The organism is Xylanimonas ulmi (genome assembly GCF_004216535.1).
GTDB classification, from domain to species: domain Bacteria; phylum Actinomycetota; class Actinomycetes; order Actinomycetales; family Cellulomonadaceae; genus Xylanimonas; species Xylanimonas ulmi.
Genome location: NZ_SGWX01000001.1, coordinates 476,154 through 496,651, shown reverse-complemented (window position 1 = coordinate 496,651; position 20,498 = coordinate 476,154). Strand labels below are relative to the sequence as shown.

Below are 20,498 nucleotides of genomic sequence, written 5' to 3'. Positions count from 1 at the left end.
CCGCTGGTTGAGCCCGTCGAAACCGCCCGCGCCCACCCGGGTGGTTGAGCCCGTCGAAACCCCCCGCGCCCTCGCTCAGCCGATCCCGAGCACCGTCGCGAGCTCGTCGAGCCCGCCGATGCGACGCACGCCGGCGCCCACCGCATGGTCCACACCGCCCCGCCGCACACCCGGGCGGTCGAGCCAGACGCCCACGAGCCCGGCGTCGGTGGCCCCTCGGGCGTCGACGTCGGGCTCGTCACCGACGTACGCCGTGCGCGCCGGGTCGCTGCCCAGCAGCCGGCACCCCTCATGGAATACCTCGGGACGCGGCTTGCCGAAGCCCAAGGTGTCGACCCCGACCAGGACGGGCACACCCGCGATCCCGGCCGCGGTCAGCTTCGACTCCTGCAGGGTGACACGCGCGTTGGTCACGCTCCCGACGCGCACGCCCGCCTGGCGCAGGGCACTGAGCGCGGCGGCGACGTCGTCGTGTGCGGCCCAGGCGCGCTCGAAGGCGCCCCAGAAGACCGCGAGCCAGCCGGGGTAGGCCGCCTCGTCGACGCGCGGACCGCCGAACGCCACGTGCAGCTCGTCCGCACGCAGGCGTCGCTGCTCGTCGAAGCCCAGCTCGCCGCGCGTGTACGCGCGGTAGTGCCCGCCGAGGTCGTCGCGCCACATGGCCAGCAGTTCCGGCTCGCGTGTGGCGGGCACGTGCGGCAGGAACGCGCGGCGCACGGCGGCGACCGCCTCGGCGAACGCGCCCCGCGTGTCGACGAGGGTGTCGTCGATGTCGAACAGGACGGCGTCGACAATGGCCTCGACAGGCTCGACCGCCGGATCGGTCGCCGGACCGGTCGTGACCGCCGGACCTGCCGCGACCGGCTCAGGCACCGGCGGGCGCCTCGCGGTCGAGGCGCGCGATCGCCGCGTCGATCCGCGCGAGCGTCCGCTCACGGCCCAGCACCTGGAGCGACTCGAACAGCGGGAGGCCGATCGTGCGGCCCGTCACCGCGACGCGCACCGGCGCCTGCGCCTTACCGAGCTTGAGCCCGTGCCGCTCACCGACGGCCGTCACCGCCTCCTTGAGCGGCTCGGCCGCCCACGGCTCGAGCGCGGCCAGCGCCGCACGGGCATCGGGCAGCAGCGCACGCGCCGGGTCCTTCATGGCCTTCGCCCACGACTGCGCGTCATCGACCGGGGTGTCAAGGAACAGGAAGTCGACGTTGGCCGTGATCTCGCTCAGCGTGGCCACGCGCGTCTGCGCGAGCGGCGCGACCGCGGCGAACGCGGCGGCGTCGAACTGCTCTTCGCTCCACGGCGCGTGCGGCGCGCGCAGCCACGGGCCGACGGCGACCGCGAACGCCTCGGGCGACATCGCGCGGATGTACTCACCGTTGAAGGCGGTCAGCTTCTTGACGTCGAAGAACGCCGAGGACGAGTTGACATCGGCGATGTCGAAACGCTCGACGAGCGTATCGAACGGCAGGATCTCCTCGTCGTTGCCCGGCGCCCAGCCCAGCAGCATGAGGTAGTTGACCATCGCCTCGGGCAGGATGCCGTCGGCCAGGTAGTCCTCGAGCGCCACCTTGTCGCGGCGCTTGGACAGCTTCTGTCGACGCTCGTTGACAATGACCGGCAGGTGCGCCCACGTGGGCGGCGTCGCCCCGAGCGCCTCCCACAGCAACTGCTGCTTGGGCGTGTTGGGCAGGTGCTCCTCACCGCGGATCACATGGGTGATGCCCTCGTCCAGGTCGTCGACCACGTTGGCGAGCAGGAACACCGGCGAGCCGTCTCCGCGGGCCACGACGAAGTCCTCGATCGCGGCGTTCGGGAACGTCGGGTTGCCGCGGATCAGGTCGACCACGTGGGTCTCACCCTCGTCGGGCGTGCGGAAGCGCAGCGCACGGCCCGGCTCGTAGGCCAGGGCGCGGTCGCGGCAGAAGCCGTCGTACCCGGTCTGCGCGTTGCCCGTGCGGGCGGCGACGGCGTCGCGCGTGCAGTCGCAGTAGTAGGCGCGGCCGGCGGCGAACAGCCGGGCCGCCGCCTGCGTGTGCAGCGCGACGTTCTTCGACTGGAAGTACGGGCCCTCGAACGTCGGGTCGTCGGCGTGCATGCCCAGCGACGCCATCGCCGAGAGGATGCCCTCGGTCCACTCGGGCTTGTTGCGCGCGGCGTCGGTGTCCTCGATGCGCAGCACGAACACACCACCCGTGTGCTTGGCCACGGCCCAGTTGAACAGCGCCGAGCGGGCTCCACCGACGTGGAACATGCCCGTGGGCGAGGGGGCGAAACGAACGCGGACGTCGCAGGAGCCGGCGGCAGGAAGAGTCACGGCACCAGCCTAATTGCCCGCCCCCACGCACCCTGCCCAGCCTGCGCCCCGCACACCAGGGCCGCGGCGGGTCTGGTCGTCGGTTCGAGGTCTGGACGTCGCGTTGATCTGACGACCGGACCGCGAACCGACGACCAGACCGGCGCCGCGGCCGGGCGGAGGGTCGGCGCGGCGGCGCTCACAGTGGGAGGCGGCGGTCGACGCGCGCGGCCGCGCGCACGTCGGGCGGGAACCGCGCGAGCAAGCGCCGCGCGACGGCGTCCGGGTCGCGCGCGTCGGCGGCCATGAAGCGGATCGGGCGCACGCCGAGCGCCTCGGCGATCGCGTCCTCGCGGCGCTTCTCCTCCACGAGCGCTCGGCGGCCGCTGTAGTCCTGCCCAAACGCGCCGTCCGTGTACTTGACCTGTCCGTCGAACTCCGCGAGGACCGGGTGTTCGGGCCAGGCCAGGTCGACGCGGTAGACGCCCAGGTGCGTGCGCACAGGGAACTGGAGCACGGGTCGCGGGAGCCCGAGGCGCGCCGCGAGATAGCGCAGCCACGTCTCCCACGCCGACTGCGACCCACCGCCCGCCAGATCGAGGACCAGCGCGGCCCGCGCCTTACCGTTCGGCTTGCGCACACGGGCGAGGAGGTCGCGTGTCGCCTCGAGGCGCAGCCCGTGCGCCAGCGCCGCGTCGGCGATGACGAGGGCGTCGAGCGGCGGCATCGTGAGCGCGCAGTCGAGCACCGTCTGCTCCAGTGACGTGACCGGCAACCCGTCGATGACGCCATATGACTCAGGCAGACCGACGTGGCGCACGACGTCGCCCGCGCGCTGACCTCCGGGTTTGGACTGCTGCCGCAGGTGGGTCACCGCGGGAGGGGTCCACAGCCGCAACCGCCAGATCAGCGCGGCGGTCGCGTGTGAGAAGACCCGCGGTGCGCTCAGTTGCGCGTTGACGGCGTACGCATGATCGAGCGCTCGCGCCCGCCTCGCTTCCGCGGGCTCCGTGGCCCCCGGCCCCGCTGGTGGTCGCCCCTGCTCGTCCGGGGTCCGCAGGTGACGGGTCGCCATCGGCGTCGACGGGCGCGTAGGCGCCGCGCCGGATGCGCACGACGTGGCCGCTCGCCAAGGCGCGGCGCAGACCGTTCGGCTCCTCGTTGCGCGCGAGCAGGATCCGGGTGCTGACCACCCCGGCAGCATGCCCCACCCGCCCTCGCCCGCCCGTGCCCCTGTGGAAACCGCCCGGGCACGCGTCTGGTCGTTGGTTCGAGGTCTGGTCGTCGGATCAACGTGACGTCCAGACCTCGAACCGACGACCAGACGGGTCGGGGGTGCGGCTCGCGGCGGGTCAGCGTCGGCGGAACACCGGGTTGCTCATCGCGCCGAGGCCCTCGACCTCAACCTCCATGCGGTCGCCGTGGTCGACCAGGCCGACGCCCGCGGGCGTGCCCGTGAGGATCACGTCCCCCGGCAGCAGCGTCATCGCCTCCGAGATGTAGGAGACCAGGAACGGCACGTCGAACACCATGTCGCTCGTGCGCCCGTCCTGCTTGAGCTCGCCGTTGACGCGCGAGCGCACCGCCACGTCCTCGGGGTCCAGGTCGGTGTCGATCCATGGGCCGAGCGGCAGCGAGGTGTCGAAGCCCTTGGCGCGCGCCCACTGCCCGTCCGTGCGCTGCGCGTCGCGCGCGGTCACGTCGTTGGCCACGGTGTAGCCCAGCACGTACGACAGCGCCGACTCGGGTGTCACGTCCTTGCACACCTTGGAGATGACGACGGCGAGCTCGGCCTCGTAGGAGACCTCCTGCGTCCACTCGGGCAGCACCACCGGGTCGTCCGGCCCCACGACGGCGGTGTTGGGCTTGAGGAACAGCAGCGGCGTCGTCGGGACCTCGCCGCCCATCTCGGCCGCGTGGTCGGCGTAGTTCTTGCCGACGCACACCACCTTGGAGCGCGGAATCACCGGCGCGAGCAGGCGCACGCCGGGCGTGCCCGAGCCCGACTCGGGGTCGCCCAGCTCGATGCGCTCGCCCGTCGGCATGGCGGGCATGTAGAGCGGGTCGCCGCCCAGGACGGCGAGGAAGGTGCGGTCGCCCTCCTGCTGGACGAGGGCGAAGCGGGGGTCGTCTCCGGTGGTGAATCTCGCGATGCGCACGGCGTGAGCCTACGACGCCGGGCTCGCCCCAGGCTCGACCGAGCTCCCGGCCGGCTCGCCGCGGCGCCGTGTGGGCACGCGAACCCGCGCGTCAGACCCGCGCGAGGACCTCGCCGTGCAGGATGGCGAACCAGCCGTCGGGCGCCTGCGCCCACGCGAGCCAGTCCTGCGCGAGCTGCTCAAGTGCGACGTCGTCGGCCAGGCCGGACTCCTGCGCCTGGACGGCGAAGTTGGACGCGACGCAGCGCTCGGCCCACACCTGGCCCCACCACTGGCGGTCGGTCGGCGTGGCGTAGCACCACGACGACGCGCTCGGCACGATCTGCGCGGGCTCGAACCCAGCCTGCTGCACCCACGCGAACAGGCGGCGACCGGCGTCGGGCTCGAAGCCGTAGGCGTGCGTGACCTCGTGGTAGAGCGTGTTCCACTCGGTCAGTCCCGCGGACTCGGGGTACCAGGCCATCGCGGCGTAGTCGGCGTCGCGCACCGCGACGAGCCCGCCGGGCTTGGCGACACGGCGCATCTCGCGCAGCGCGGCGACCGGGTCGGACAGGTGCTGCAGGAGCTGGTGGGCGTAGACGACGTCGAAGGTGTCGTCCTCGAACGGCAGCTCGTAGGCGTTGGCCTCCTCGAAGCGCACGTTCTGGTAGCCGACGGCGGCGGCGTGCTCGCGCGCTGCGTCGAGCACCTGGGGCGCGGCGTCGACGCCGACGACCTCGCCGCCCGCGAGCACGCGGGCCAGATCGACGGTGACCGTGCCCGGTCCGCAACCGACGTCGAGCAGGCTCAGGTCGTCGCGCAGGTGCGGAAGCAGGAACCCGGCCGAGTTCTGGGCCGTGCGCGCGCGGTGGGCGCGCAGCACCGACTCGTGGTGACCGTGCGTGTAGGACTCCGACTCCTTGCTCGGCACGGTGTGGTGCGAGCTCGGCGCCTCGATCGCGTCGGTCAAGTCGGCGCCCGCGGGGGGCTCGGGGGTCCGCTCGGCGCCGTCGACGGGGCGCCAGGTCTGCTCGGTCATGGCACCACGCTATCCATCAGGGGGGCGCGGCTCGCCCGGGGTCCCACGGTGCGGACGTCACGTTCCGCCATCTTCTGCGGCGCCCGGGTCTAACGCCGTAGCCTCCGGCCATGGAGTCGTTCACGGCACGGCCGCTGCGCGTCGGGATCGTCGGGGCCGGGATCGCGGGGCTCGCGCTGGCCGGTGGGCTGCGACGTCGTGGCCACGACGTCGAGGTGTTCGAGCGCGCGCCCCGGCTCATGTCGGTGGGCGCTGGGATCTCGATCGCGCCCAACGCCGTTGGCGCGCTGCGACGCCTCGGCCTGGCCGAGGCCGTGCTGGGCGACGCCCTCGCCCGGCGTGACGTGGCGCAGGGCGCTCTCCTGCGGCCCGACGGCGCCGTCGTCCTGCGCGTGTCCGGGCGGCGCGTCAACCTGCTCGCGCTGACCCGACCGGCGCTGCACGCGGCGCTCGGCGCGCAGGCCGGGCCGGTCCGGCTGGGGGTGGACGCGGCGGTCTCGCCCTCGGGTGAGCCGATCGTCGTCGTCGACGGGCGGGAGCACGCCTACGACGTGGTGCTCGCCGCCGACGGCGCCCGCTCGCCCGCGCGCGCGGCGTTGGGCCTCGACCCTGGGCTGCGCTACGCGGGGTGGACGACGTGGCGCGGAGTGACCGATGAGCCGTTCGACTTGCGCGGGCGGGTGAGCGAGACGTGGGGGCGCGGGGCCGTGGTCGGGCTCGTGCCGCTGCTCGGCGGGCACGCCTACTGGTTCGGCGCCGCCCACGCGCCGTCGAATGTGACCACCGCGGACGCGCGCAAGGACGCGCTCGTCCGCTTCGGTGACTGGCACGCGCCGATCCGCGCCGTCATCGAGGCGACCGACGCGCGGGGGGTCGTGCGCGCCGACGCCGTCGAGTTGGCGAGGGGTTTGACGACGTACGTGCGCGGGCGCGTGGCGTTGGTCGGCGACGCCGCGCACGCCATGACACCGCACCTGGGCCAGGGCGCGAACCAGGCGATCGTCGACGCTGGCGCGCTGGTGCGCCTGCTCGACGCGGCGGACCCACGCGGCGTCGCGGCGGCGCTGCGCTCCTACGACCGACGACGACGCCCGGTGGCGAGCGCCGTGACCTGGGGTTCGCTGGTGGTCGGCCGGCTCTCGCTCGCCGAGGGCGTCGGCGGACGCGTGCGCGACGGCGCGCTCGCCGGCGTGGGAACCCTCACGCGGCTCGGGCGCCGCGCCTGAGGTCACGGTGTCCGGGGCGCCGGAGTGAGCGCGCACGCGCCCGCCGACACGGCCCTACCCTGGAGCGGTGCCCGCCCTCGTCGAGACCGCCCTGCCCGCCACGTGGCGCGAGGCCGCCGCGGCGCACGCGCAGCGCGCCGACGCGCTGACCGCCGTCTGGCGCGCGGCCCACGAGGCCGGTCGCAGGCACGCGATCGAGGACTTCCTGTTCACCTACTACCCGACGCGGCTCGGCGTGCTGCGGCGCTGGCACCCCGGGGTCGGCGCCGTCCTGCCCGTCGGCGCCGACGACGAGCGCCTGCGCTGGCGATGGCACACGGCCGTGCCGCTGGCCGGCCCCGTCGCCGGCGCCGCCACCGAGTCCGTCACCGTCACCGTGGGCGTCACGCTCGACGTCGCGGCGTTCCTCGCCGAGCGCGGCGACACCGTGCGGTGGCTGCGGTCGTTCCTGACGGCGACGGCCGAGCGAGCGGGCACGTTCGGATGCTTCGGGCTGCACGAGTGGGCGATGGTCTACCGCGACGGCGCCACCGGGCGCGATCACCGCCACCCGCTGCCCCTGCGGCTCGGCGCCGCCGGGACCGACGCCGTCGTCGAGGGGCACCGCATCGTGTGCTCGCACATCGACGCGTTCCGGTTCTTCGCACCCGAGGCGCGCTCCCTCAACACGCTGCGGCCCACGCGGGCCACACAGGCGGCGCTTGAGCAGCCGGGCTGCCTGCACGCGACCATGGACTGCTACAAGTGGGCGCTCAAGCTCGGCCCCGCCGTACCCGGCGACCTGCTGCTCGACGCGTTCGAGCTGGCGCGCGACGTGCGGTACACCGACATGCAGGCCTCGCCGTATGACGTCTCGGCCTACGGCCTGGCGCCCGTGGCGATCGAGACGCCGGCGGGCAAGGCCGAGTATGTGCGCCGTCAACGCGACTTCGCCCGTCGAGGTCAGGCGCTGCGCCAGCGACTGCTGGCCGTGTGCGAAGCCCTGCTCGGCGCGACGCCGACGACGTAGCGCGAGCGTGCGGGACAATAGCCGCACCATGACGTCCACTCCCCCCTCCCCGCGCCCGGCGGGCACCGTGATCCCGTACCTGCCGCCGCCCACCGGGAGGGCGCCCGACGCCGACACCTTGTTCGAGGCGTACGCGCAGTGGGCCGCCGACGGCGGACGGCCGCTGTACCCGCACCAGGAGGAGGCGCTCCTGGAGGTCATGACGGGCTCGCACGTGGTGCTCGCGACGCCGACCGGCTCCGGCAAGTCACTCGTGGCGATGGGCGCGCAGTTCGCCGCGCTCGCGGCGCACCGGGCCGGCGCGGGCGGGCGCACCTACTACACGGCGCCGCTCAAGGCGCTGGTCAGCGAGAAGTTCTTCGACCTGGTGGCCGCGTTCGGGTCGAAGAACGTGGGCATGATGACGGGCGACTCCGCCGTCAACGCCGACGCGCCGATCATCTGCTGCACCGCCGAGATCCTCGCCAACCTCGCGCTGCGCCGCGGCGCCGGCGACGTGGACGACCCCGACCGCATCGACCAGGTCGTCATGGACGAGTTCCACTACTACGGCGACCCGCAGCGCGGCTGGGCGTGGCAGGCGCCGCTGCTCGAGCTGCCGCGCACACAGTTCGTGCTCATGTCGGCCACATTGGGCGACACGACCCGGCTGCGTGAGGACCTGAGCGAGCGCACGGGCCGCCCGGTCGCGGAGGTCTCGGGCGCCGAGCGGCCCGTGCCGCTCACGTTCGCCTACGTCGTCGAGCCGCTCACCGAGGTCATCGAGGAGCTCGTCACCACGCATCGCGCGCCCGTGTACGTCGTGCACTTCACCCAGAAGGACGCCGTCGAGCGCGCGCAGTCGCTGCTGTCGATGAACGTGGCGTCCAAGGCGGAGAAGGCGCAGATCGCGGACGAGATCGGCGCGTTCCGGTTCGGCTCCGGGTTCGGCAAGACGCTGTCGCGGCTCGTGCGCCACGGCGTCGGGGTCCACCACGCGGGCATGCTGCCCAAGTACCGGCGGCTCGTGGAGCGCTTGACGCAAAAGGGCCTGCTCAAGGTCGTGGCCGGCACCGACACCCTCGGTGTGGGCATCAACGTGCCCATCCGCACCGTGCTCATGACCGGCCTGGTCAAGTTCGACGGCGAGCGCATGCGCCACCTGACCGCGCGCGAGTTCCACCAGATCGCGGGCCGCGCGGGCCGCGCCGGGTTCGACACCGTCGGCGAGGTGCTGGTCATGGCGCCCGAGCACGTCATCGAGAACCGCCGCGCCCTGGCCAAGGCGGGCGACGACCCGAAGAAGCTCAAGAAGATCGTCCGCAAGAAGGCCCCGGCGGGGTCCGTCAACTGGACCGACGCGACGTTCGAGCGTCTGCGCGACGCCGACCCGGAGCCGCTGGCCAGCCAGTTCCGCGTGTCGCACGCCATGGTGCTCAACGTGCTGGCGCGCACGCGCACGGCCCACCCGGAGCCCGCGCCGGGCGAGGCCGCCACGACCGACCCGGTCGACGCCATGCGCCACCTGCTCACGGCCAACCATGACGCCGAGGGCGCCAAGGCCGGCCACGTGCGCCAAGTGTTCCGAATCTACCGGTCGCTGCGTCAGGCGGGCGTCGTCGAGCGGGTGCGGGTCCCGGACGCCACGCGCCCCGAGGGCTGGCGCCCCAGCGTCCGCCTCACCCTCGACGTGCCGCGCGACTTCGCGCTCAACCAGACGCTGTCGCCGTTCGCGCTGGCGGCCATGGACCTGCTCGACGTCGAGTCACCGACGCACGCCCTCGACGTCGTCTCGGTCATCGAGGCGACGCTCGACGACCCGCGCCAGATCCTGTACGGGCAGCAGAACGCCGCGCGCGGCGAGGCCGTCGCCGCCATGAAGGCCGACGGCGTCGAGTACGAGGAGCGCATGGCGCTGCTCGAGGACGTCACCTGGCCGCGCCCGCTCGCCGACGTGCTCGAGCCCGCGTTCGCCGTCTACAAGCAGACCAACCCGTGGGTCGCCGACGCCGAGCTCTCCCCCAAGTCGGTGGTGCGCGACATGGTCGAGCGCGCCATGACGTTCGCGGAGCTGATCAGCCGGTACCAGCTCGAGCGCACCGAGGGCGTGGCGCTGCGCTACCTGGCCGACGCCTACCGCGCGCTGCGCCAGGTGGTGCCCGACGAGCACCGCACCGAGGAGGTCGCCGAGATCGTCGAGTGGCTGGGCGAGGTGGTGCGCGGCACCGACTCGTCGCTGCTCGACGAGTGGGAGCGGCTGGCCAACCCGACCGACGACGACGTGGCCACGTCGCTGCGCGAGCCCGAGGACGCCGAGCCGCCGGCCCGGCCCGTCACCGGCAACCCGCGCGCGTTCCGGCGTCTGGTGCGCAACGCGCTCTTCCGCCTGGTCGAGCTCGCGGCGCGTGAGGACTACCCGGCCCTCGGCGCGGCGTCGGGGACGTCGGGGTGGGACGCCGCGGCGTGGGAGGACGCTCTCGACGCGCTGTTCGTCGAGCAGGGAGACGACGCGATCGGCGTCGACGCGCCCGCCCGCGCGGCGAGCCTGCTGACCATGCTCGAGCCGGGCGCGCCGCTGCCCCACGGCGGTCGCGTCGAGCCGGGCACGTGGTGGGTGCGTCAGGTGCTCGACGACCTCGACGGCAACCACGACTGGGCGGTGACCGCAAGCGTCGACCTCGCGGCGAGCGACGAGGCCGGGGCCGTGGTGCTGACCGTGCTCGACGTCGGGACGATCGGCTGATGCGCCGCACCGCGCCGCGCGAGCGCGCGAGCCGTCCGACGACGGCGGCGCTCGCGGTCGTCGTCGTCCTGGCCGCGCTCGCCTCGCGCGCCGCGCTGCCCGCCGCCGTCGCGGGCCCGGCGGGCGATGCGCTCTACGCGACACTCGTCGCTCTCCTGGTGGCCCTGGTGTGGGCGCGCGTGACGCCGCTGCGGGCGGGCGTCACCGGGTTCGCCGTCTCCGCTGCGGTCGAGGCCCTCCAGCTGACCGGTGTGCCGGCGGCCGTGGTGGCGCGCCTGCCCATCGCCCGGTACGCGCTGGGCACGACGTTCGTGGCGAGCGACCTGGCCTGGTACGCCGTCGGCGCCCTGCTCGGTGCGACGCTCGTGGCCGTCGCGCGTGCCGTGCGGCGGGCTGCGCCCGTGACGATCCGCCATACCGGCGCCGTGCGGCCGCGGCCCGGGCGCGTCCTGGCGGGCGTGCTCGCCGTCGTCGTGCCGCTCGCCGCGGGCGGCGGCGCGCTGGCCTGGCGCGTCGGCGCCGAGGCCGACGACCTGCGTCCCGCCCTGGTCTCGGCGCGGCAGGCGCTCGCCGACGCCGAGGGCCGCGTCGCCGACGACAGCACGCGCACCACCCTGGCCGCGGCGATCGATGACGCCGAGGCGGTCTTGGCCGGCACGCCGCTGATCGACCGACGCCCCGGCGACGCGCCACGCGCGGGCGAGCGTGTCGCCGCGGACGTCGCCGCCGTCACGGCCTCACGTCTGGCGCAGGGGCGCACGGTGGCGGCCACGGCCCGCGACGCGCTGGGCCCGATGGCCGAGCGTGGCGCGACGGTGCTCGCCGCGACCGACGGCCTCGGCGCCGACCCGGCGGTGCGCGCCACGCTGGCGAGCGCGCTCGACGCGGCGGCCGCCGCGAGCGCCGAGGCCTCCGACGACCGCTTGGCCGCCGCGAGCGACCCGGCCGACGTCGAGCGCGCGACCGGTGATCTGACGGCGGCGAGCCACGACGTCGGCGACGCGACCATCGCGCTGCTGACCGCGCAGGACGCGGTGACCTGCCCCGAGCCCGACCAGGTGTGGTTCCCCGAGGCCGGACGGCTCGACGACGCACAGCTCGCGCCGATCCCCTGGGCGCCCTCGTTCCGGCTGCGCGCCGACGTGCTTCCGGGCTTCGAGCAGCTCGACGCGGCGTTCCACGCCCGGTTCGGGCGCCATCTGGCCATCAACTCGGCGTATCGCACCTATGCGGACCAGGTCGCGGTGTACAACCCGGCGAACCCGAACCCGCTCGCCGCTCCCCCCGGCTGCTCGAACCACGGGCTGGGCACCGCCGTCGACATCGACGGCATCTCGCAGCCGGGCAGCGCCGAGTACGCGTGGCTCGCCGCGAACGCCGGGACGTACGGGTGGACGCACCCCGACTGGGCCGAGCCGACCGGGCGCCTGCCCGAGCCGTGGCACTGGCAGTCGGTGCTCACGCCGACGACGTACTGACCCGGCCGCGCCCGGGCACGGGCGCCCGGCGCGCTACCCGGGCGCCAGCCCGAGCCCCCGCAGCGCCGTCGCCAGGCCGCCCGCGTAGGCGAGCACCACCAGGGCGCGGCGCATCAGCGCGCGCGAGACGTGGCGGGCGACGACGTCGCCGGCGACGAACGCGGCGACAACGGCGGCCGCGAGCGCCGCCCACGCCCACCACGCGAGCGGCGGCAGGCTCGCGTCGGTGAGCGTCAGCTTGGCGCCGGCGGCGCCCAGGGCGTTGACCACGAAGAAGGGCTGGAGCGTCGCGGCGAACACGCGCGGGTCCCAGCGGTCGAGCACCGAGTACGCCGCCAGTGGCGGGCCGCCGATGCCCGCCGCGACGCTGCCCGCCCCGGCGAGCGACGCGCCGACCGCGGCGGGCCACAGCGCCTCGGGGCGCCACAGCCGTCGCTCGCCGCGCAGCCGGTGGGCGAGCAGCGAGACGGTCAGCCCCACGATGACGACGACCCCGACGGTGACCTCGAGCGACGCACTCGACGCGTCGCGCAGCAGCCAGGCGCCGGGGATCGTGGTGCACAGCGACGCGGGCGCCATGACGGCGAAGCGGCGCCAGTCGACGTCACGCAGCACGCGCACGAGGATGAGCAGCGCGCTCGTGGCCCCCATGAGGTTGACGACCAGCACACCCTGGTGCGGGCCGAGCAGCAGCACGACGAACGGTCCGGCGACCATGGCGAACCCGAGGCCCGTGACGCGCTGCAGGACTCCGCCGACCAGGATCGCGACGACGAGGGCGGCGAGCACGCGTGCCACCCTACCGGCGGCGTCCTCGCCCCGCTCCGAGCGCGGCGTGCGCCCGTACACTCCCCGGGTGGCGAAGAGGAACGCGCGGGCCGGCGGCACGCCCGCCATCGTCGCGCTGGAGCGGGCCGCAGCGCCCCACACGGTGCGCGCCTACGAGCACGACCCCGTCTCGGCGCTCGGCTACGGTCTGGAGGCGGCCGTGGCGATGGGCGTCGAGCCGGCACAGGTGTTCAAGACGCTGGTGGCCGACGTCGACGGGCGGCTCGTGGTGGGCGTCGTGCCCGTGGACCGCCAGCTCGACCTCAAGGCGCTTGCCCGCGCTGTCGGCGGCAAGCGCGCGGCGATGGCGCCGCCCGCGGTGGCCGAGCGCGCGACGGGCTATGTCGTGGGCGGCATCTCGCCGTTGGGCCAGCGGCACCGCCACCCCACGGTGGTCGACGCCTCGGCGCAGGGGTTCGACGTCGTCTACGTCTCCGGCGGTCGCCGCGGGCTCGACGTGGGGCTGGCGCCGGGCGACCTGCTCGCGCTGACGGGCGGGGCGCTCGCCGCGATCGCGCGCTAGGCGCGCACGATCACCTTGCCGAGCGGCATGAGCGAGACCGGGATGAGCTTGAGGTTGGCCCAGCCCATCGGGATGCCGATGATCGAGACGAACAGCGGGATCGCCGTGCACAGGTGCGCGAGCGCGAGCCACCAGCCGGCGAGCAGGATCCACAGGATGTTGCCCAGCGCGCTGCCGACGCCGGCGCTCGGGTGGTCGATGACGGTGCGCCCGAAGGGCCACAGCGCGTAGGCCCCGATGCGGAACGACGCGATGGCGAACGGGATGGTCACGATCGGCACCAGCAGGAGCACACCCGCGATCGCGTAGGCGACCGCGAGCCAGAAGCCGGCGAACACCAGCCAGATCAGGTTCAGGAGAGTCCTCATAGCGCCTCCATCGTCTCCCGGCGTGGCGCCGCGCACATCAAGGATGTCCCTGAGAAGCCCCCTGATCCGGCCCGCCTAGACTGTCGCCATGCCCTCCCCCCTGACCGGGAATGTCCCGATCGTCGCGTTGCGCGCACGCATCGACGCCGTCCGGGCGCGCGTGGCCGACGCGGCCCGCGCCGCGGGGCGCGACCCGCGCGGGGTCCGGGTGCTGCTCGCGACCAAGACGCAGGACGCCGCGACCGTGCTCGCCGCGGTCGAGGCGGCGTGGGACGGCGAACGGCCTGTGCTGCTGGGCGAGAACCGGGTTCAGGAGCTCACCGCGAAGGCCCCCGCGCTCGCCGGGCTCGTCGCCGACGGGCGCGTCGAGACCCACCTCATCGGCCACCTGCAGCGCAACAAGGTCAACGCGGCGCTCGCCACGGCGTCGTGCGTGCAGACGGTGGACTCACTCGCACTCGCGGCGGCGCTGGCCTCGCGCTGCGAGCGTGACGGGCGCGTGCTCGATGTGATGGTCCAGGTCAACGTGTCGGGCGAGCCCACCAAGGCCGGCGTCGGCCCCCACGAGGCCCCCCACCTCGCGTGCGAGGTCGCCGCACTCGCCGGGCTGCGGCTGACGGGCCTGATGACGATCGGCGCCCGGTCCGACGACGCCGCGCTCGTCAGCGCCGGATTCGCTCGGCTGCGGGCGATCCGCGACGACGTCGTCGCGAGCGGCGCCCCTGGCACGGCCCAGGCGCGCGAGCTGTCGATGGGGATGACGGGCGACCTGGAGCTGGCGGTCGCGCAGGGCGCGACCATCGTGCGCGTCGGCACGGCGGTCTTCGGCCCCCGCTGACCGTCTCGCCGCTCGCGCCCGGTCAGGGCACGCTCGGTCAGGGCACCCGCGCGATCCACTCCGGCGTCGCGAACTTCGTCTCGACGAGCCCACGCGCGCGGTCGAGCTCGTCGGGGCGCAGCGCGGAGTCGACCGTGCGGTACTGGCCCTTGAAGTACGCCTCGAACGCGTCCACGATCGCCTCGCGCGTCATGCCCGTCTGCGAGCGCAGCGGGTCGACCCGCTTGTTCGCGCTGCGCGTGCCCTTGTCCGAGAGCTTCTCGCGGCCGATGCGCAGCACTTCGAGCATCTTGTCGGAGTCGATGTCGTAGGCCATCGTCATGTGGTGCAGCACCGCGCCGCCCGCGAGGCGCTTCTGCGCGGAGCCGGCGAGCTTGCCGGCTGCCGAGGCGACGTCGTTCATGCCGGAGAAGAACGCCTCGACGCCGATGCTCGCGAGCGCACCCAGCACCCACGCGTCGAGGAACGCGTACGACTGCTCGAACGAGAGCCCGTCCACGAGCGAGGCGGGCACCACGAGCGAGAACGTGACGCAGTTGCCGGCCTCCATGAACATGGCGCCACCGCCCGAGATGCGGCGCACCACCGTCACGTCGTGCTTGGCGACACCCTCGGCGTCGAGCTCGTTGGCGAGCGACTGGAACGAGCCGATGAACACCGCGCGCTCGTCCCAGTCCCAGAACCGCAAGGTCGGTCCGCGCAGCCCCTCGGCGAGCTCCTCGGTGAGCACCTGGTCGAGCGCCGCGAGCGTGCGCGGCGGAAGCGGTCCGGGGCGCAGCACCTCGAAGACGTGGTCGTCCCACGTGGTCGCGTGCCCGAGCGCGCGGCGCACGGCGACGGCCACGCCCCACGCGTCGAATCCGACCAGCGCGACCGGCCCGACGAGGGCGCCGCTCGCCTCGGCCTCGGCCAGCGCGCGCTCGACCGCCTCGGCGATCGCGCTGGTGGGCGTGTCGGCCGCGAGCCCGTCGAGCGCCCGGTCGATGACCTCGAGGGCGTCGTCGGGCTCGAGGAAGAAGTCGCCCGACAGGCGGGTGTTGGCCAGACGGCCGTCCGTCACATCAACTTCGACGGCGACCAACTTGCCGCCCGGGACCTTGTACTCACCACGCACGGGACCACCGTAGATCCCCCGGCGCCGTGGTGGGGCGCATGGCCCTCGTCGCGCGCCCGGTCACTGGGCCGCCGCGCCCGCGCGCCGCAGCGCGTCGAGCGCCGTGGCGACCACGAGGCGCTCGGCGCGGTCGGGACGCAGCACCGCCACGACGTGGCGCGTCGCCGGCACATCCGCCAGTGGGCGCAGCACGACGCCGCCGCCCGACGGCGTCGTCAGGCGCCCGAGCACCGCGACGTGGTCGCTCGCCGCGACGAGCGCCTCGACGAGGCGGTTGTCGCGCACCCGCTGCGCGACGCGCAGGCCGCGGCCCGCCTTCGCGGCGACCGCGCGGGCGACGGCGTCGAACGGGTAGCCGGACGGCACGCCGACCCACGTCTCGCCGGCCGCCTCGACCGCGGTGACGCTCGGGCGGACGGCAAGCCGGTGACCTGCCGCCATGGCGAGGTCGAGGGGCTCACGCGCGAGCGGGACGCAGCGCAGCCCCTCGGCGCCGCGCGGCGTCGGCCCGTCCAGCGAGTGCGCGATGACGATGTCGTGCGTGGTGACGAGCGCCGCGTACTCGCGCTCGGCGACGTCGACGTCGTCGCACACCACCTCGACGCCGACGGCGGCGAGCTCGCCGAGCACGCGCGGCAGCAGGAGCGCGGCGGCGCTCGGGAACGCGGCCACGCGCACGGCGCCGGTGCTCGCGCCACGGTAGGCGTCCCAGCGGGCGGCCGCGCGCGCGAGCGCGACCTCGACCTCCTGGCCCAGCTCGGCGGCCAGGCGCCCGGCCGCGGTCAGGCGCAGTCCCCGGCCGTCGGGCTCGACCAGCGCGACGCCCGCGCGGCGCTGGGCGACCTTGAGCTGCTGCGACACCGCTGACGGCGTGCGGCAGGTCGCGGCCGCGACGGCCGTGACGGTGCCGTGCAACGCCAGGTCGCGCAGCAACGCCAAATGCTGCGGCTCCATGAAGGCAACCTACATCGTGGCGCGTCAAGCCATGATTGTGCCTTCAAAGAATCCACGGCACGATCGCCGGGTGCCTACGCGTCATCGCCTGATCGCCGTCGCCGTCGCCGTCCTGTGGGGGCTGAACTTCGTCGCGATCGACGCGACGCTCGACCAGTTCCCACCCTTGCTCGCCGTCGCGCTGCGGTTCGCCGTGATCGCCGTGCCCACCGTGCTCTTGGTCCCGTGGCCGCGCGTCCCGGTGCGCTGGTGGCTGCTGTACGGCGCCGGGTTCGGCGTGCTGCAGTTCCTCTTCCTCTACGCGGGCATGGCGGCCGGGATGCCCGCGGGGATCGCCTCGCTCGTGCTGCAGTGCTCGGCGCCGTTCACGGTGCTGTTGGGCGCCGCGCTACTGCGTGAGCCGCTGCGCGCACGCCAACTGGTCGGCGTCGCGGTCGCCGTGGCGGGGCTGGTCGTCGTCGGCCGCGAGCGCTGGGCCGCCGCGGGCCTGGCGCCGTTCCTCCTCGTGATCGCAGGCGGTCTCGGCTGGGCGTTCGGCAACCTCGGCAACCGGCTCGCGGTCGCCTCGGCGCCCGACGTCAAGCCCCTGCGCCTGGTGCTGTGGATGAGCGTGGTGCCGCCCGTGCCCATGGCCGCCGCGTCGCTCGCCTTCGAGGGCCCGACGGCGATCGCCGCCTCGTTCACGACGCTCGGCTCGCGCACGGGCGCGCTCGCGCTCGGCGGGCTCGCCTACACGGTGCTGCTCGGCACGCTGCTCGGCTCCGGGCTGTGGACCGCGCTCATGGCGCGTCACCCGGCCGGACGCGTCGCCCCCTACTCGATGCTCGTGCCCGTCGTCGGCGTCACCGCGGCCTGGCTGGCGCTCGGCGAGACGCCCAGCGTCGGCGAGCTTGCGGGCTCCGCGCTGGTCGTCGCGGGTGTGCTGTGGGCCGGACGCCGGGCGGCGCCGAAGTCAGCGCGCCTCGACCTTGGCCTGCAGCAGGCCGAAGACGTGCGCGTCGAGCAGCGCCTCCCATGACGCCTCGATGATGTTGGGCCCCACGCCGACGGTCGACCAGGTGCGCTCACCGTCGGTGGTCACCACGAGCACGCGAGTGGTCGAGTCGGTGCCCTGCTCGGACTCGAGGATGCGCACCTTGAAGTCGGTGAGCGCGAACCGCTCGATCTGCGGGTAGGTGCGCACGAGCGCCTTACGCAGCGCCTGGTCGAGCGCGTTGACGGGACCGTTGCCCTCGCCGGTGCTGACGATGCGCTCACCGCCCGCGCGCAGCTTGACGGTCGCCTCGGCCGAGGCGACCGCTCCGCGGCCCTGCCCCTGGCCCGGCAGGGTCTCGATGATCGTGCGCCACGACTCGACCTCGAAGTAGACAGGCCGCTGACCCGTCAGCTCCTCGCGCAGCAGCAGCTCGAACGAGGCGTCCGCGGCGTCGTAGGTGTAGCCCGCCGCCTCGGCGTCCTTGACGCGCGTGGTCACGCGCGCGAGCAGGTCGCCCTGCCCCGTCAGGTCGAAGCCGAGCTCGCGCCCCTTGAGCTCGATCGACGCGCGACCGGCCATCTCCGAGACGAGCATGCGCATGTCGTTGCCGACGGCGACCGGGTCGACGTGCTGGTACAGGTCGGGGTCGACCTTGATCGCCGAGGCGTGCAGGCCTCCCTTGTGCGCGAACGCGCTCGCACCCACGTACGGCTGGCGCGCGAACGGCGCGATGTTGGTGATCTCCGCGATGGCGTGCGCGATGCGGGTGGCCTCGCGCAGCCCGGCGTTCACGAGCAGCTCGACGCCGTGCTTGAGCTCCAGGTTCGCGACGACGGCGATGAGGTCGGCGTTGCCCGTGCGCTCGCCATAGCCGTTGACCGTGCCCTGCACGTGGCTGGCCCCCGCGGCGACCGCGGCGAGCGAGTTCGCGACCGCGCAGCCGGTGTCGTTATGGGCGTGCATGCCCAGCCGCGGCCCCTGCCCGACGGCCGCGCGCACGGCGCCGACGACGTCGGTGACGAAGGCCGGAAGCATGCCGCCGTTGGTGTCGCACAGCGTGACGACCTCGGCGCCGGCGTCGAACGCAGCCCGCACGGCCGACGTCGCGTAGGCGGGGTCGAAGCGGAAGCCGTCGTAGAAGTGCTCGGCGTCGAGCACCACGCGGCGGCCCTGCGCGACAAGGAATCGGACGGTGTCGGTGATCATCGCGAGGTTCTCTTCGCGCGTGGTGCGCAGCGCGCGCTCGACGTGCCGCACGTCGGACTTGGCGACGAGGGTCACCACGGGCGCCTCCGCGTCGAGCAGCGCGCGGACCTGGGGGTCGGCGTCGACCGTGACGCCGGCCTTGCGGGTCGCGCCGAACGCCGCGAGCACCGCGTTCTTAAGCGTCAGCTCGGTGCGCGCGCGCCGGAAGAACTCGGTGTCCTTGGGGATCGCGCCCGGCCAGCCGCCCTCGATGAACCCGACGCCGAGCTCGTCGAGCAGCGGCGCGATCGCGAGCTTGTCCGCGACGGTGAGGTTCATGCCCTCCTGCTGCGCGCCGTCGCGCAGCGTGGTGTCGTACACGTCGAAGGTCACGTCGGGTCCTTCTTCCTGAAGCAGTCCTGCTTGTTCCGCCAACAAAAAAGACCCTCCGGGGACGGAAGGTCTGCGCGTCCGGGGAGGGTGGCGCCGGACGCGCTACGCAATGATGCTGCGGGTGTGCTGCACAGGCCCATAGTGCCACACGGCCCGCGCGGGGATGCTCGACGTTCGCTCACCGAGCGTCCCCGCGTGGGCCGGCTCCGTTGTGCCTGGCCCCGGCCGCTCAGGCCAGCCGGCGCATCCAGCCGTGCCGGTCGGCCGCGCGGCCGTACTGGATGTCGGTGAGCTCCTGGCGGATCGTCGTGGTCAGCTCACCCGGCTGCCCGTCGCCCACCGTCGCGTCGAACGTCTCGCCCGCCATGCGGCCCACGGGGGTCACCACGGCGGCCGTGCCGCACGCGAAGACCTCAGTGACCCGTCCGCTGCCCAGCCCCTCGACGAGGTCGCTCAGCGGGATGCGGCGCTCGACGACGTCGCGCCCGTGGTCGGCGGCCAGCCGCAGGATCGACGAGCGCGTGACGCCCTCGAGGATCGATCCGGTCAGCTCGGGCGTGTGCACCGACCCGTCGTCCATGACGAGGAAGACGTTCATGCCGCCGAGCTCCTCGAGATAGGTGTTCGAGGCGCCGTCGAGGAAGCACACCTGGTCGAAGCCCTTGGCGGCCGCCTCCTCCTGGGGCAGCAGGCTCGCGGCGTAGTTGCCGCCGCACTTGGCCGCGCCGGTCCCGCCGGGGCCCGTGCGGTGGTACTCGGCGTCGACCCAGATCGACACGGGCTTGACGCCGCCGGCGAAGTACGCGCCTGACGGCGAGGCGATGACCAGGAACTCGACCTCGTTCGAGGGCCGCACGCCCAAGAACGGCTCCGAGGCGAACATGAAGGGGCGCAGGTACAGGCTCGAGTCGGGCGACGAGGGCACCCAGTCGATGTCGGTGCGCACCAGCACGGCGCAGGCCGCGATGAAGTCGTCGACCGGGAGCGCCGGCAGGGCCAGGCGGTGGGCCGAGCGCGCCAGGCGCGCGGCGTTCTCCTCGGGCCGGAACGTCCAGACAGCGCCGTCGGCGTGCCGGTAGGCCTTCATGCCCTCGAAGATCTCCTGCCCGTAGTGCAGGACGGCCGTGGCCGGGTCGAGCCGCAGCGGCCCGTACGGCTCGACACGGCGGTGAACCCAGCCCTCGTCGCGGCGCCACGAGACGCGCGCCATGTGGTCGCTGAAGACCGTGCCGAACTTCGGGCTCTCCAGCATCGCCGCCCGCTCGTCGTCCGACGTCGGGGCGTCGGTCCGCGAGACGCTGAACAGCGACGCGATCTCCTCGATGTCCTGCGACAGGATCCCCGCCCCGGCCGCACCCAGCCCGGCGGTGGTCGGCTCAGTCGTGCTCGTCATCGGTGTACGCCTTTCCATGTG

General features: G+C 74.1%; 18 protein-coding genes. 7 read left to right on the top strand and 11 right to left on the bottom strand.

Going from position 1 to position 20,498, the window contains the following annotated elements; genetic code table 11:
- Positions 1-75: 75 nt before the first annotated feature.
- The 5 genes from EV386_RS02135 to EV386_RS02110 all read right to left on the bottom strand — a co-directional run bounded on the left by EV386_RS02135 (position 76) and on the right by EV386_RS02110 (position 5,470).
- Positions 76-873 (bottom strand): HAD family hydrolase, encoded by a 798-nt coding sequence (locus EV386_RS02135; RefSeq protein ID WP_130411889.1) that lies wholly within the window; start codon positions 871-873, stop codon positions 76-78.
- Positions 866-2,314 (bottom strand): glutamate--tRNA ligase, encoded by a 1,449-nt coding sequence (gene gltX, locus EV386_RS02130; RefSeq protein ID WP_130411887.1) that lies wholly within the window; start codon positions 2,312-2,314, stop codon positions 866-868. Before gltX ends, EV386_RS02135 begins: the two co-directional genes overlap by 8 nt.
- Before the next feature lie 178 nt (positions 2,315-2,492).
- Positions 2,493-3,167, bottom strand: a complete 675-nt coding sequence (locus tag EV386_RS02120; RefSeq protein WP_130411883.1) for a hypothetical protein — start codon at positions 3,165-3,167, stop codon at positions 2,493-2,495.
- A gap of 478 nt (positions 3,168-3,645) precedes the next feature.
- The gene (locus tag EV386_RS02115; RefSeq protein ID WP_130411881.1) at positions 3,646-4,452 is read right to left on the bottom strand and encodes a fumarylacetoacetate hydrolase family protein; all 807 of its coding nucleotides are present in this window, start codon (positions 4,450-4,452) and stop codon (positions 3,646-3,648) included.
- Positions 4,453-4,543: 91 nt separating this feature from the next.
- Positions 4,544-5,470, bottom strand: a complete 927-nt coding sequence (locus tag EV386_RS02110) for a methyltransferase domain-containing protein (protein WP_423218953.1) — start codon at positions 5,468-5,470, stop codon at positions 4,544-4,546.
- Positions 5,471-5,580: 110 nt separating this feature from the next.
- Between EV386_RS02110 and EV386_RS02105 the strand changes: the two genes are divergently transcribed.
- The 4 genes from EV386_RS02105 to EV386_RS02090 all read left to right on the top strand — a co-directional run bounded on the left by EV386_RS02105 (position 5,581) and on the right by EV386_RS02090 (position 11,905).
- On the top strand, positions 5,581-6,696 hold the full coding sequence (locus EV386_RS02105; RefSeq protein WP_130411879.1) for an FAD-dependent monooxygenase: 1,116 nt from the start codon (positions 5,581-5,583) through the stop codon (positions 6,694-6,696).
- 67 nt (positions 6,697-6,763) lie between these two features.
- Positions 6,764-7,705 carry a 3-methyladenine DNA glycosylase gene (locus EV386_RS02100; protein WP_242607795.1) on the top strand — a complete coding sequence of 314 codons (942 nt, stop codon included), beginning with the start codon at positions 6,764-6,766 and terminating at the stop codon, positions 7,703-7,705.
- Between the two features lie 28 nt (positions 7,706-7,733).
- On the top strand, positions 7,734-10,427 hold the full coding sequence (locus tag EV386_RS02095) for a DEAD/DEAH box helicase (protein WP_130411877.1): 2,694 nt from the start codon (positions 7,734-7,736) through the stop codon (positions 10,425-10,427).
- On the top strand, positions 10,427-11,905 hold the full coding sequence (locus EV386_RS02090; RefSeq protein WP_130411875.1) for a DUF2809 domain-containing protein: 1,479 nt from the start codon (positions 10,427-10,429) through the stop codon (positions 11,903-11,905). Before EV386_RS02095 ends, EV386_RS02090 begins: the two co-directional genes overlap by 1 nt.
- A 33-nt stretch (positions 11,906-11,938) precedes the next feature.
- Here the strand turns inward: EV386_RS02090 and EV386_RS02085 are convergent, their stop codons facing one another.
- Positions 11,939-12,694: a sulfite exporter TauE/SafE family protein gene (locus EV386_RS02085; RefSeq protein WP_130411873.1), complete on the bottom strand. Its 756-nt coding sequence runs from the start codon at positions 12,692-12,694 to the stop codon at positions 11,939-11,941.
- A gap of 67 nt (positions 12,695-12,761) precedes the next feature.
- On the opposite strand from EV386_RS02085, the gene ybaK reads away from it, so the two are divergent.
- Positions 12,762-13,256: a Cys-tRNA(Pro) deacylase gene (gene ybaK, locus EV386_RS02080; RefSeq protein WP_207216448.1), complete on the top strand. Its 495-nt coding sequence runs from the start codon at positions 12,762-12,764 to the stop codon at positions 13,254-13,256.
- Here the strand turns inward: ybaK and EV386_RS02075 are convergent.
- A complete protein-coding gene (locus EV386_RS02075) occupies positions 13,253-13,624 on the bottom strand; it encodes a YccF domain-containing protein (protein ID WP_130411869.1) in 372 nt (123 codons plus the stop codon). The two genes, ybaK and EV386_RS02075, sit on opposite strands and share 4 nt — an antisense overlap.
- An 88-nt stretch (positions 13,625-13,712) precedes the next feature.
- Here EV386_RS02075 and EV386_RS02070 point away from each other — a divergent pair, with 88 nt between their 5' ends.
- Positions 13,713-14,462 carry a YggS family pyridoxal phosphate-dependent enzyme gene (locus tag EV386_RS02070; RefSeq protein ID WP_130411867.1) on the top strand — a complete coding sequence of 250 codons (750 nt, stop codon included), beginning with the start codon at positions 13,713-13,715 and terminating at the stop codon, positions 14,460-14,462.
- A 37-nt stretch (positions 14,463-14,499) separates the two neighbouring features.
- On the opposite strand, the gene lplB is transcribed toward EV386_RS02070, so the two are convergent.
- Both lplB and EV386_RS02060 read right to left on the bottom strand, forming a co-directional pair.
- Entirely contained in the window at positions 14,500-15,576 is a 1,077-nt protein-coding gene (gene lplB, locus EV386_RS02065) for a lipoate-protein ligase small subunit (protein ID WP_130411865.1), read from the bottom strand.
- Between the two features lie 60 nt (positions 15,577-15,636).
- Entirely contained in the window at positions 15,637-16,530 is an 894-nt protein-coding gene (locus tag EV386_RS02060; protein WP_130411863.1) for a LysR family transcriptional regulator, read from the bottom strand.
- 70 nt (positions 16,531-16,600) lie between these two features.
- Here EV386_RS02060 and EV386_RS02055 point away from each other — a divergent pair, with 70 nt between their 5' ends.
- Positions 16,601-17,548, top strand: coding sequence for an EamA family transporter (locus EV386_RS02055; protein ID WP_130411861.1), 948 nt, complete (start codon positions 16,601-16,603; stop codon positions 17,546-17,548).
- On the opposite strand, the gene cimA is transcribed toward EV386_RS02055, so the two are convergent.
- Both cimA and EV386_RS02045 read right to left on the bottom strand, forming a co-directional pair.
- Positions 17,483-19,084, bottom strand: coding sequence for a citramalate synthase (gene cimA, locus EV386_RS02050; RefSeq protein WP_130411859.1), 1,602 nt, complete (start codon positions 19,082-19,084; stop codon positions 17,483-17,485). The genes EV386_RS02055 and cimA overlap by 66 nt on opposite strands.
- A gap of 229 nt (positions 19,085-19,313) precedes the next feature.
- Complete coding sequence (locus EV386_RS02045; protein WP_130411857.1) at positions 19,314-20,477, bottom strand: branched-chain amino acid aminotransferase; 1,164 nt, start codon at positions 20,475-20,477, stop codon at positions 19,314-19,316.
- Between the last annotated feature and the right edge of the window lie 21 nt (positions 20,478-20,498).